The sequence below is a fragment of the Paenibacillus sp. FSL R10-2796 genome (assembly GCF_037965315.1).
Taxonomy (GTDB): Bacteria; Bacillota; Bacilli; order Paenibacillales; family Paenibacillaceae; genus Paenibacillus_AQ; species Paenibacillus_AQ odorifer.
The window spans coordinates 1,130,683-1,144,127 of the sequence record NZ_CP150178.1 but is presented as its reverse complement, the minus strand read 5'-3'; the positions used below and the strand labels follow the sequence as shown (position 1 = coordinate 1,144,127).

At 45.6% G+C, this 13,445-nt stretch carries 9 protein-coding genes; 3 read left to right on the top strand and 6 right to left on the bottom strand.

The genetic code is table 11. The features are described 5' to 3' along the window. Nucleotides 1–3,390, bottom strand: a complete 3,390-nt coding sequence (locus NST58_RS05085; RefSeq protein ID WP_076129589.1) for a tubulin-like doman-containing protein — start codon at nucleotides 3,388–3,390, stop codon at nucleotides 1–3. Between the two features lie 88 nt (nucleotides 3,391–3,478). Then, nucleotides 3,479–5,296: a vWA domain-containing protein gene (locus NST58_RS05080; RefSeq protein WP_076185016.1), complete on the bottom strand. Its 1,818-nt coding sequence runs from the start codon at nucleotides 5,294–5,296 to the stop codon at nucleotides 3,479–3,481. Nucleotides 5,297–5,501: 205 nt separating this feature from the next. Between NST58_RS05080 and NST58_RS05075 the strand changes: the two genes are divergently transcribed. From NST58_RS05075 to NST58_RS05065, 3 genes are all read left to right on the top strand, one after another. Further along, nucleotides 5,502–5,654, top strand: a complete 153-nt coding sequence (locus NST58_RS05075) for a hypothetical protein (protein WP_155986556.1) — start codon at nucleotides 5,502–5,504, stop codon at nucleotides 5,652–5,654. Then, nucleotides 5,647–6,573, top strand: coding sequence for a hypothetical protein (locus NST58_RS05070; protein ID WP_076302826.1), 927 nt, complete (start codon nucleotides 5,647–5,649; stop codon nucleotides 6,571–6,573). The genes NST58_RS05075 and NST58_RS05070 overlap by 8 nt, the downstream gene beginning before the upstream one ends. Nucleotides 6,574–6,720: 147 nt before the next feature. Further along, complete coding sequence (locus NST58_RS05065; RefSeq protein WP_339246568.1) at nucleotides 6,721–8,493, top strand: hypothetical protein; 1,773 nt, start codon at nucleotides 6,721–6,723, stop codon at nucleotides 8,491–8,493. Nucleotides 8,494–9,101: 608 nt separating this feature from the next. Here the strand turns inward: NST58_RS05065 and NST58_RS05060 are convergent. The 4 genes from NST58_RS05060 to NST58_RS05045 form a co-directional block, all read right to left on the bottom strand. Next, entirely contained in the window at nucleotides 9,102–10,502 is a 1,401-nt protein-coding gene (locus tag NST58_RS05060) for an ADP-ribosylglycohydrolase family protein (RefSeq protein ID WP_339246565.1), read from the bottom strand. A 483-nt stretch (nucleotides 10,503–10,985) separates the two neighbouring features. Then, nucleotides 10,986–11,540 (bottom strand): pyridoxamine 5'-phosphate oxidase family protein, encoded by a 555-nt coding sequence (locus NST58_RS05055; protein ID WP_076194429.1) that lies wholly within the window; start codon nucleotides 11,538–11,540, stop codon nucleotides 10,986–10,988. Nucleotides 11,541–12,051: 511 nt separating this feature from the next. Next, nucleotides 12,052–12,333, bottom strand: coding sequence for a hypothetical protein (locus NST58_RS05050; RefSeq protein ID WP_280753481.1), 282 nt, complete (start codon nucleotides 12,331–12,333; stop codon nucleotides 12,052–12,054). Between the two features lie 434 nt (nucleotides 12,334–12,767). Continuing rightward, a complete protein-coding gene (locus tag NST58_RS05045; protein WP_339246563.1) occupies nucleotides 12,768–13,340 on the bottom strand; it encodes an effector binding domain-containing protein in 573 nt (190 codons plus the stop codon). Nucleotides 13,341–13,445 lie beyond the last annotated feature (105 nt).

Below are 13,445 nucleotides of genomic sequence, written 5' to 3'. Positions count from 1 at the left end.
CTATTTCAACTTTCTGCGGATACTGCCGAGCTTGCTAGTCATGCTCTTGTAGAATCCGTACATCTCATCGCCGCTCTCATACTCTACCCGTTCGTACTCCAAGCTATCGCGTGCTTCCAGGAATGATACATACAGTCCTTCCAGCTTATAGAGCAGCGGGGTAACGTCTTCAGCGGCAGTCATTTCACCTGCACGACGTGCTGCCTTACGCAGCAGTACGCTGCGGCTCTTCTCATCCAGCTCCCGGAAGTGCCGATACACGGCATACTCTACGTAGCTGCGCTCTTTCATCAAATTAGCAAACGGCTCCCAAGCGTCCTCTTCTTCATCACGGTCATAAACGTAGAGTGCGCCTTTTTTGATAATGCTGTCCGTATACAAAGCTTCAATGAACTGATCCATCCACTTATCTTCGTCCAGATATTGATGAAGCACACCTTCAAGCTCAGCGGCTTTGGCAGTCAGTTCAGCATATTTAGCCAGCTCCACACGAACACGTGAAATCAGCTGCGGTGAACGAATGAGATTCTCCTGCGCCATGTCCTTGTTGATGCTGCCAAAGATATCTTTAAGGCCTTCCCGCTCCAAGCCCTTCTCACGCAGGCTCTTCAGCTCATCAACCGCCTTCTTCACTTCACCGAGATTTGGGCGTGTAGATTGCAGCTGCATATCGAAACCGTTCAAAATGGCGTCCAGATCAAAAGGTTTGGTGAACACAACAGAATATCTGTTACTTGTGTTCTCATCTACACCTTTTTCAATAATGACTCCACTTGCCAGCGCTTTTGCAAAGTCTGCACGCACTCTAGCGTTATAATCACGTACACGAGAATTGACGTAAGTGTCGCCCCATGATTTTTCTGGAATCGGAGAAGGCAGGTACGTCCAGTTGTTCTTATCCGTCATCACGAGATGGCGACCGATCCCTTCCTTGTCGAGAATGGTCCGCTCATAGTTCTCTTCAAACACCCGCAGCGGCGTGTATACGAAAAGTGGCACACCATTACGTGTATTAAGCCAGAAAATACGATTTTTCACTTGGCTTTCCTTGATCGTAAATTGCGATTTGCCAAGCGCATTATTCTGATAATTACGAATCCCTTTTAGGATACCCGGCGCTTTAACAGGCACGGAAACGAAACCCCATGATGGGAAATGTAAGCTGCCTGAGCTATTGCTAAGGTGGAAGGTAGGCACAGCCTCTTCGTCCAATTTACCGGCAATAATCCGCTCAACGAATTTATCCAGCGGCTCTTCATGGCCGAATTTCATCACAAGGAAATCCTCCATCGAACGGGTAATCAGATCCCCAAACTTATCGCTAAGGAATTCCGAAATTGAGCGAACGATATCAATCTCCTGCTCTTTGACCCAACGTCCGGAATGCTTCAGCATTTCACGGGTGAAGTCACGAATCAGGTCGTCGCCGTCCTTCTGATCCATAATCTTGGAGATGGTCGCCGAAATATCCGGCACGTTCACAATGTTCCAATAATAAGTTTTGTTTCCTTTATAGTCTGCCTGCTCTTCGCCATTGATAAGGATGTCCCCGTTCTTGGCAAAAATCGAGCTAAGCGCACTAAGAATCTCTGTAAACACACCGTAAATCCGGCTGTTCTCATCATTTAAGAGCTCATATAAGTCCTCGTAAAATTGAATCATTTGCTCAGTGCGTTCTACATCGGCGTGCAGCCAATACTCATTGATTTTAGCCTCAATATAGGCATTTTTCTTCTTCTCTTTGGAGACAAAAGCACTGCGGGCATCGCTCAGCTTCTCATCCGCACTGTCCTGCGCCGTCTCAATATCACGTGGCAAACGCAACAAGCTTTCACGTAAAGCCTCAATATAAGACTGAATCAGCTTCAAAATACAGAAGCCCTTCTCGGTATACAGCAAGCGGGAAACGTAGAACGGCCCTTGCTCTGGATGCAGGAAGATGCGCTCCAGCTCTTCACTGAAACGTCCCACAATTTCGCCAGGCAGCTGCTTTTTCGATTTGATATATTCTTCACGGGCACGAGCCAGGAAGTTCTGCTCCAGCTCTGTATCCATGCTTACCACTTGATTCTTAACAACATTGGCATGGCTCAAGCGTTCGCTGTTCTCGTAGCCTGGCAACGGCTCAGGCACACGGGATTCAAACGTCTTGATCATACTGTCGAGATCAATTCCAAGCTTACGTGCGAATTTCTCTACATCCTCTTGACCTGGCGCCTGCTGGAACATTTTTTCCATTTTATCAAACAAGCGGAAAGCCAGGTAAGTCGTCATTTCCTCAATCGGAAGCACAGCGGACGAGGCACCGATAATGTTGTATTCATAGTTAGCTGGGTAGGTCTTGTTCATCTGCGCAATGTTGGTGCGAATATTACTGATATAGTCATGGATGGCGAATTCTTCACCAGACTGTTTTTCTTCACTCGCCATAAAGTTCGTGATGTTCTCCGCCGTTACGTTCATACAGTAATCGTACGCATTCTCCAGCAGCTTACCCTCGGTATTCGTTGCAGAGATCAAATGACATAGATTAAATGGAGGCAGCGGTGAATTTACCGTCAAAATATTACCGTATTGCTGCTGGAACCGCTCACCACGACTGTCCACATTCATCCAGTAATCCAGCTCTTTTAGCGCTGCATAACCGTTCTTGCGAATATATTCACGCGTGTGCTCGCTTAGACTTTTATTAGATAAATTCACGTCAGGTGTAAAGAGGTACCCCAGCGTGTTCACACGGTCAATACCAGCTGATCCATAGTCACGTTCAATAATACCGCGCACGATATAGGCAATATCCAAGAAAGCCCCACTGCCTGTACCGCCCGACAGACCTGTCAGGAGAAAGACCATCAGCTTTTTGTTAGTGCCTACGGATAACGTCTTGATCTTCTTATCAATCGCGCCTACAACCTGATTAATCTTGGTGAACAAAAGCAGACGTCCAGCCTGCCGCACACCAGCAGCACCATTCATACCATCTGTAATACTCAGCTCAGGTGACAGCCAATCCGTAATATAGGAATCGAGGATACTGCGGTTCTGCAACAATCCGCCGATTTCGGCATTCGCCAACAGTACAAATTCATTTTGCGGGTCCAGCCCAATGCCTTTGTATTTTTTTCCACGATCCTGTTCATTCGTCTCAAAAGCTAGAAATTCCACATTATCCGGCTTGTCCCGTTTCTTCTTGGATATCGGATCCTCCGGCAGCTTAAAGCGGCGGTTAATCTGATATTTAAGACGCAGCAGGGCATCAATGCCCGTGCCGCCTAGTCCAATGATCAGGATCGGATTATCAATCGTATCCACCCTGATTTTATCGCTGACAATCCCGCCGCCTAGTGATACATCCAACTGCTGTATATGCTCTCTTACTACTGGTTTCATATGCTTATCCTCCTAAAAGTTTTGCGGAAGCTGTACTTCAGATATCTTGCAGCAAAACTGTTTCTGCGGCATACATTGCCATTGCCTACTATACTAAATATTCCAGATAAATCGTCTTATCTACCGTCTGTAGAGATACTGAAACGCGGTCCCCACTCTTCAGTTCAAGACCACGCGAAGCATCCGCAGCACGTCCGGATCTCTCCACAGTAACACCTTCTCCGCTGCGTAACAGCAATCGGTCATTCTTAGCCGGTGTGAAAATAACAGTTTCGCTCTCCTTCAGTTCAGGCGCCAATTGCAGCAGCTGATGAAGGGTGAACTTGCCCTTGAAGCCTGCAAGCTTCTTATATTGTGGGTAGGTCTTCTCACCCGTATTGCTGTCTTTAACCTCTACTACCAGCTGTCCAACAAAACCACGTGCCGATTTCTTATTCAGCACATACCATGCTGCACCCGCTGCCAGCACTAAAAGAATGCCCCCTATAATGTAATACAGGGTTTTGGATGAGGCTTCCTTCAGGGGTTCTTCGTTGCCAGTCCCTGTAGAAGGTGCTGTTGTTGCTGCTCCGCCTGTCTTCGCGCTGATCTGGACAGGTGCACTTTCCCGATAAAAGCTGCTTTCCTCTGCCCGTACCTTCAACTCGTAGTTATGGCTTTCTTTTACCTCAAATGTACCCTTGAAGACAGCTCCGGAGTTATCCAGTTCGATTTCTTGCACATCACCTGTATCAATATCTGTAGCAAGCAGTACCGCCTTCATATCTTGATACAAATTACTGAGTGTTACCTGAGTACCGTTGCTGAACAGATGGGAGGTGATGTCGATTTTATCACCCTTTTTATAGGTTGCTGATGGCAGCGCATCGATCTTAAGCTCCAGGTCATAGTTAAAGACTAGATTAATATCAATCTTATCCTTTGGCACACCTTTAACCTGAAGTTTCCAATCTCCTTCCTGCGGTGACAGTAGCTTAATCAAGCTATAAGTAGAAGACTTGGACAGCAGGACATTGTTTGAGGGGATCGCAACTTCTTTCCCTGACGGGTCCGTTAATTTCGCTGTCACAGGCTGTGAAGACATAATTGAGATATTGGCTTCCAAAACACTGCCGTTAGGCACGTTGACGGTCACGTCCTGATAATCGCCATTTGCAGTAATCGACTGCACAGGCACTACCTTCAGCTTCAAATGGCTGGCAAAAATCTCACTCAGGATTTGCGGCAGATCGTCTGCTGAGTCCGTCGAAAATGCTTTACCACCCGTCTCGTTGGACAGGTCGGCGAGGCTTTGTTTATTCAGCTTGCCATCTGCATTAAGTCCAATGGTATAGATGGGATAGCCATTTTTTTTGGCAACCTCTACGGCCGCCTTCAGCTCTTTATCTGATTCACTTTGCGTCCGGCCTGTCGCTTTGTTGAAATCGTTATTGCCGTCAGCGAGCATTACAATGATAGGCTCATGGGAAGGGTCACTTCCATTCTGCAGAACCTTTACAGCTTCCTCTACGCCAATAGCGATATCGGTGTAAGCTCCTCGGTCCAAACCATCAATAAAATCCTTCAAATCCTGCTTATCGCTCTCCGAGCTAATTTGCAGCAGGGCCTTTTCCCGTTGCACCTTGTCGGTATAGGCAACAATACCTACTTTATCACCTTGGGTGGATAACATATCTATGAACATTTTCATCGCTTCGTTGGCGATTTTGTTCTTGTCACTAGTCTTCATGGAGTTGCTGACATCAATAAGAAGCACAGCGTCAATGTGAGATTGCGCCGACGTTGCCGCATAGGCCTTAACAGCTGCAAAAGGCGAGGCAGCTAGACAAAGAGCCAGGAGCAATGCCGGAAAGATACGTAGAAAGAGAGTCTTGGTTGTTCTAATACTTTGATATTTACGAAGCATAAATAGGGCTCCTCTTGTGTTATATTAGGCACATATGACAGGTTCAGCACTATCGCTAAAATCTGTAAATAGCATGCCATTATGATATAATTAAACCTTGTAAACTTCAACTTTAGGACCGCCGGACCCAGTGCATTGATGCATAGAAGATTATCATTCTAAAAGCCATCTGGACTGCAGAGCGTCCATGAGAAAGGATTGTTCCATGATTTCATACGTCATTCTTGGGATTACGTTCCTAATTGCCGTAATTCAGATTTCCATTTATGCCGCACATCAGCGCAAACCACTGACACGTGATGATATTAACGATCGACTGCTAGCCGCTTTGAACGGAGGCGATAAAGGCCGTGAATAAGAAAAGACCCGTTACCTTCCGGCCTTTCAAGGCCCCGCGTTACGCTTATGACAAGCTGCGCATCTGTCGCCACTGCGGGCGGTATACCGCTCTTGGCGAAGACCGCTGTGGCAAATGTGGCAGAGCCTCACTTATTGCTGTAGAGCAGCACGCAGCATCACTAGCCAGACGGAAGATGCATACCCGCCTACTATTCATCTTACTGCTCACACTAGCCTCTGTCTATTTTGGAAATAGCATCCAACAAATGATATTGTGTGGTGCCGGGGGTCTTGTGCTTGCTGGACTATTGTACTATACGCAGCGAAAAGTAAGGCAGAACGAGAATCTTCGTTCTCTCAATGAGCTGCTTGGTCGTGGGATCGGCATCATCAAGGAAGGGCTGGAGGTCAACCGTCAGGAAGCTGTCTCCGTACTCCGTGAGGATGATGTTCTTGCCTATGAGAAGCTGCGCGAGCTCTCCATCCTGCTTCGCGGCGACCGGATCGCGCGGCAGCGAGTGGCTTTGCTGCATGGATTTTTACTCCGCAAGGATATGGATCTAGAACTGGAGCAGCTTCTTCTAAAAGACTTCGAACCACTGCTAGCCGAATATATCGGCGAGATCGCTAAAGTCCGTCCCGATCTCATTAAGGATCGTACACTACGCTACGTGAAGAACTATGAAGTGGAGATTCGCCAGATGGCTAACGGCTTAACCATCCTTACGAGCGTTGCAGGAGCGGCGGTAAGAATGAAGCGTTATGCCCTGCTCTACTCCAATATGATTGGCCGATACGTGCAAGATCTGCCCAAGGACCGTTTTATGCGGTTGTCCAAACTCATTGCTGCGAATCCCGATGAACCTTGGAACGGCTTAGACCTCAGGGTAGCTGACATTCGTGAAGCCAAATACCGCTGGGACCCGGAGGTCCAATAGACCTGAAAGCTAAGATGAACCAATATAAAGCAAACATCCTTATTGATGACAACCAACCGTTTCTCAAAGAAATATAAGGATGTTGTATACCGTGAAACTTATACTTTCTTAGGCTTTCTTATATTTTGAAAAAAGAGGCTACTCTATATGACGTTCAAACAATTAATAACCCTGCGAAACTTTATGATCATTTTGTGTATATGCATGCTTGTGCTGCTTGGACAGAAGGTTTTTCTCATCGCAGATAAAATACAAATCACCAAAGAAGCCGACCGTCTCTACGCTGCCGGGGATCTGATTAATGCAGAGGATCAGTACCGTCAAGCAGCGGCCAACTATTCCATTGATTACCAGGAAGAAAGAGTCGCAAAACGTCTGGATGAATTAGCTCCAATCACAGACATCCGCAAAGTTCTGAATGATTTGGTAGCCTCTACTAAGGAGGAAGCAGCGACTAAGGATTTTGCCGGATTTATGAAAAGCTATCAAGCTCTGCTCAGTTTAAAAGCTACATATATGAAGCCAGGCGGTCCCTATGAATCCTATTATCGCCAGTTATCGTCGGCCTCAGGCATTTCAGACCAGTTCACCTCTTATTTCCGTCAGTTTAAGGAGCAGTTCCTTGCCGATCTTGCCCAGAACCAGAGCGGAGGGGTGAGTAATGAAGAGAACTTCAAATGGAATCTTTTGCAGATTCCTGATGCTTATTATGGAAGTGCAGCTTCCAAAGAGGATTTACTAGCCTCAAAGTTTAAAAGCCATGACACAGCTATATTAAAATCCTTAGCAGGAGCAGGAAACTTTACCGGCATGCTGGAAAGCACCCTGTCCCTGTTGAGTGCTTATAGCCAGCATAATTACGAAGCTCCTTGGGTACTTCAACAAGCAGAAAGCAGCGGGAAGATCATCCTGAACAAAGATCTTGAAGGTGACAATATCACAGCTTTTGCTGGGCATGCTGTAGCTTATCGTAATTTTGCAGGATCGGCAGGCATCACGTCATCCAAGGTGCTGACTTTGATCGATACTAGTAAGGCTAAGCTACTAAAAAACGCCAAACGTCTGACAACTAAAGGTCAATATGCTGAAGCGATACAATTATACGGAGAGCTTGCTCCGCTAGAAGATACTTCGACAAACATTGCCGCTGCTAGGCTGGCCTGGAATATTGCAGAGCCTGTTCGCCTCCTTCCTGGCGGTGAAGAGCAAAACAAATACGACAACGTCATCTCCCGCAAAGGACTATTAGGTACAAAAGTGATCGTCGCCGGGACGGATAACAGTGGCGTGCTCTATTATGCCACGATGAATAACGACGACAATGTGGTCACATTAACCGGAAACAGCTTGCCACGCTTCGAGAGTCTGCGCAGTCTTACTTTTAATGAACAGTTGGCAACCTCTTCAGGTGTACCTGTGGTTTTAGCCCAATCTGAGGTTGAAGGTGGACGCACCCTTTTCACAGCGTATGAGATGAAATCAAATGGTATTTCGCAGTTATTTTCAATAGCTGGCGATAGTTATGAACTGCAGTCCGATGACTCTATTCTCGTGCCTAATGCGGATCTTGGAGACGGTGTTGACGGGCAAACGGCACTTTACCGTAAAGTAGACGGCATCTATCAATTCGCGGAGATTGTTCAGGAGTATGCCGTAATCTCAGCTGCGGATCTGACCACTCATCCTTTTGAAAAGGTCTCTTTTCATTGTGAGATCATCGTAGATAACTTCGGCAATAGTCTTGCTTACTCGGATGGGATTTATATTTTGCTCCAAGGAGAAGTGGGTTCCGTTACAGGTAACGCGTTAATTAGTGGCCAATATCAGAATGGATATGAGCTCGTTGGAACAGACATGGGCGAGCAATATGTGCCTGTGTTTATAGTGGAATCCGTGGGTAGCATGAGCTTTGGGTGGTAGGGATTTGGGATACAGGATACGGGATACGGCATACGGGATAACCTTGTCTTTGTGTCGGCTCGACGATCCTGTAAGCTCCACCACTTATAGCAACTAGCGTTGGACAGCGCTTCGATGGTTAATAGGTACGTAATGCCATGAAGATCACATAGCTCGTTAATCATTCGTAATTATCCTGTAGTCTAAGTCTCGTTAATTTACCTATTGCGGATGTTTTTAACAAACCATTGAACTTTCAAGTAATCTGCTCTAGACGCTTTCACACCATTGGTTACGCATCATCCCTTATGTGATCTACGTTTGATGTAACATCTTCAAGCAAATTTGCCATTGTTAGCAGTACCTGTTGCTAGACAAAAAGACACTAACCGGGGGTTGGTGTCTTTTTTCCATGTACTAGCAGTCTATGGATAGATGAAAAAAATCAAAAAGTAACCTGTTACGGGATAATGTCGTATTGCATTAAGCACGGTGACTTTTACTCAGCTACTCAATTGGAACTTTTAATTTCTAAAGCACTTCTATATAGGTCCCACAAACACTCCAAGGAAATAAAATTGTGAACCGTAGTAACAGATATCTTAACCATTTTTTTGGTGAAATCAAATTCAAAGGTTTAAATCGGTGTTCTCGTTTACATAGAGCTCGCTGGGTTCAATTCGATGTTGGTGAGTATGCAACAGCTCTGGCAAACGCCCCATCCGCTCAGCCAAACGGGATAGCTTTTGCTCATGAAAATTAGATAATCCCGTATGAATCCGGTCTTGGAAAGGCTCAAGCCATCTTGTTTCCAGGCTGTCAGAACCGAAATAAACCCCGAGCAGAGAGCCTGCTGTTGCTCCAAAACTATCCGTATCGTTGCCTTGCATCACCTGCTTGCATATCCCGTCACCGACATTGTCTGCAAATCGAAATGTATTAATTAAGGTACCTATTTCCTGATAAACCTGACAGTGACTATAATTTGCATACTTATGGTTAATGCTCTGATAAGCTTCCAGCCAGTTATCTGCATTCGCTACCCTCTGCAGGCAATCCTGAGTAATCTCATAGAATCGGCTCCTTCTAGGTACGAATTGCAGTGCAGTACTTATTATTTTAATAGGATCGCGCAGTACTTGCGCAACTGCAATCGCAGCGGCGATGAACATCGTGGCGTAGATCCCCGTCCGGCGATGTGTAAAACTTGCATCACGCCAAGCTAGCTCAGCGGCAAGAGCGGGTTGACCGGGGCAGGCATAACCGTAAGCATCTGCGCGAATCGCTGCTCCGCATAGTTCTGTATCTTGCACCATGAAGTCGGGCCAAGCCTCTATTTCAGAATGATTGAATAGTTCTCTATCATGCTCCAGATAGCTAATCCCCGATCGAAGCAAGATGGTCCTCTCCGGCCCCCAAGTAGTACTTATCGGAAGATGATTTATCCATAAATCTCTTAAATTTCTTTTCGTAAAACCATCGCCAAATTGTTCTAACGCCATCATACCCATTAATGTGTAATTGATATCATCATCAGGTGCCACATAACGAATTCGCCCCCGCGTCGTCTCAAACCAAGACCAATGTCGACGATCTAAAGCATGGAGAACTTCATCAGAAATGTAATCATTCAGTGGCCATTCCCCTACAGAAGTTAAAGCTTTACGCAATTCCGAGAAGCTGGGGTTTACCTCAATCGGTTTGCCTAGCATTGAACCACAGACTGAAGCGAGGAATCCCGCCTCCACACGCTTGGAGCTATCCTTAAGATTCAAGATGCCGACCTGGCCTAAAGGTCGTGCCGGATCGCATTCCTGCCATATCTCTTGTAAATCGTTTGGTTCATAGTAAGGCCAATCTTCCCTCATTGGGATGGCAACCAAGCTATGAGCGAATTCCAGATAGGCATCATAGCTTGCGGGAAGCTGTTCCAGCTTGGCTAAATAACCCGAGGTTTGATGCCCCTGTGCAAATTTATTGCGTAAAATTCCCTCTAATTGACGATTAAGAAATGTGAGTGATGGCAGCATGCTGTATCTCCTTTGTCCGTTTATTAATCTACGTAAAATAACTTCTACATGAGAATGTAAACGATGATAGATGGAAAAGCAGCCCATCCCATCGCCTTCATTATAAGTTTAAATAAACGAGCATGCGATGATAGAAATAACAGTAAAAGCAATAAGTTTAATAGACTATTAAATAGGGAAAGACACTCTAAAAAACCCTCCAATGGGATGCCAAATGAATCGTCACCCTTATGTCCTTCATTTTTTCGATTACGGGATTACTTGTTGCGTTCGATTAGCATATTACTTTGCCTAATGAGATCGAATGTACTGGTTTATAGCATACACTGTATCCAACTAGTGAACATTTATAATGGTAGTCAAGCAACTATAGCGACTTGGGTGTACATATACGAAGCAGACAACTTTGAACGACTTGGGTAAACAATCCCTACGGATAGTACGCTCCTTCTGCTGACCATGAGAATGGGAACTCCTGTCTGGTCAGTTTTTTTGTCCAAGAGGTGTGGGTAGCCCGTCTATACTCTTTGTGTTTTTCTCTTGTCTATATTCTCTCAGCCCTGCCTCACCCTTTTGGATAGACCAACGCTGCAACGTATCCCGCTCACCCTCATAACTCATGAATGGGACCGAAAATCCGCAGGAAGTCTGTACTTTATGAACATCTATCAAAATGATCTGTCTAGCTCCAGGCAGAGATGTAAACAATGGGGACAGTGTTTCCCATTCTGCTGATTCAGGCAAAATCACAGCCCCTGTTCCATACAGTCTTAAAATATTAGGCGGCCCCTCAAACGCACAAAACATAACCGTCACTCTTCCATTTTCCAGCAGATGCGCGCTCGTCTCATTACCGCTGCCAGTCATGTCTAGATAAGCCACCTGATTAGGAGACAATATCCGAAAACAATCATGTCCCTTCGGCGAAAGGTTAACATGCCCATCTTCTGAAAGCGGCGCCGACCCTACGAAAAAAAGATGCTGCCGAAGAATAAACTCTTCATGTACAGGTAGTATAGCGGTAAATTGTATTCCCATTTGGCATTCTCCATTTCTGTATATTTGTGTGTTGGCTAATTGGTCATCTCTACTCAACTCTATCGGATCCGCCGACTCAATGAGTTCCATGAACTACATGAACTACATGAACTACATGAACTACATGAACTACATGAACTACAGCAGCTTCACCAATTATCTCAGTTCCATCAACCACATTTGCTTAACTAACTAGCTTTGCCGACTACATTAACTTCTATAGTTACATTAGCTCTATCAACTCCGTTAGTTTCACCAACTGGATCAGTTCCAAAAGTGCATTAACTCCATTAACAATACCCACTCCAATAGCTCCTCCATCAAACTAACTTTGACTAGGTCCAAGCGGCGTTTGCCGCTAATGTAGGGCATTTTTGTCTCTCTTTATTGCTACTTTGGCTCGGGGCGGCTAATGTAGAGCAATTTCGCCTCTCTTTCTTGCTACTTTAGCTCGGGGCGGCTAATGTAGAGCACTTTTGCCTCTCTTTCTTGCTACTTTGGCTCGATACCGCTAATGTAGGGCACTTTTGCTCTTATTTCTGACTAATTCGACGTTATGCAGCTGATGTAGAGTATTTTTACCGTACATTTCCGCCACTTTGGCCCAACCCAGCAAATCTACGGGATTTTTACCGTACATCCCCGCCACTTCTGCCCAATCCAGCAAATCTACGGGATTTTTACCGTTCATTCTCGCCACTTGAGCCCAATCCAGCAAATCTACGGGATTTTTACCGTACATCCCCGCCACTTCTGCCCAATCCAGCAAATCTACGGGATTTTTACCGTACATCCCCGCCACTTCTACCCAATCCAGCAAATCTACGGGATTTTTATCGTATATTTTTCCGCAGACACATTAGTTAAGTATATATACTCTAGGGCTTTTCTTATGTCTCCCCCCGTCTGCCTAAATGCAAGCCTCAGCAAGGATTAACAACACATCCCGAGAATTTTAAGCTGTTTATATTCTCTTCCACCGTCAAGTAACCCTTCTCCCCGGTACCTAGCACGTCAGCAAAAATAGGGACTACCTCTCGGCAGCCCCCCTTTCTCTCGCAAGCTGCTTGATACTACTATCAGAAGCAACTCCCTTAAATCCCTTTTTCCCTTTAAAACACATCCCTTTAAACACTTTTCTATAACACTTCCTATAACACTTTTCCCTAAAAAATCTCCCGCTTAAGCACTTAACCCACTAAGCACACAAAACCATCCTTCCCCTATCTATTCAATCGCAATATAAATCTCAACCTGCGTGTCAGCAGGGTCGAAATTCCGTGAATCATAAATCTCAAAATCCCCCGTGTAAGTTCTTACCTCCCCAGACTCCTTAAAGTACGCCCAAATCTCCCCCCACGCTTGCGCGACTACTTCAAATACCGGACCTTTTTTCGTCTTAAAAACCATGTATTTGCTCTCCGGTACAGCCGCATAGGTGAACTGGTTTTCCACTAGTTCGCTTTCCTCTAGCTCGTTTGCCTCTAGCTTGCTTTCCTCTAGTTCGCTTTCCTCTAGCTCGCCTTCCTCTAGCTGCCTTCCCTCTATATGTCTCTCCTCAGCTACTTCATGCCCGATCACAACGGTATACGCTCCGCTCGCATCACTCTCATAATCCGTATACAAAGCATAGATATACTCAGAATTTACCGTAGCTATCTGCCCCGCAATATTACTCTGAAAATAAGTTTCCCACAGCTGCGACAAACCTCCATCAGGTCCCATTTCTGCTTCATTAGTTGTGCGTATGCTAACCCCCGCCAAGGTCATTTTTGCTTTCTCTACAAAATAAGTATTCATCCATTCTCCCTCATTTCCTGTGATTGAACTTAGTATACACAGGCAAAGTGGACATCTGTCTGTCCAGTTCGAATAGATTGATTTCATTCTGGGTTATAAAGACCC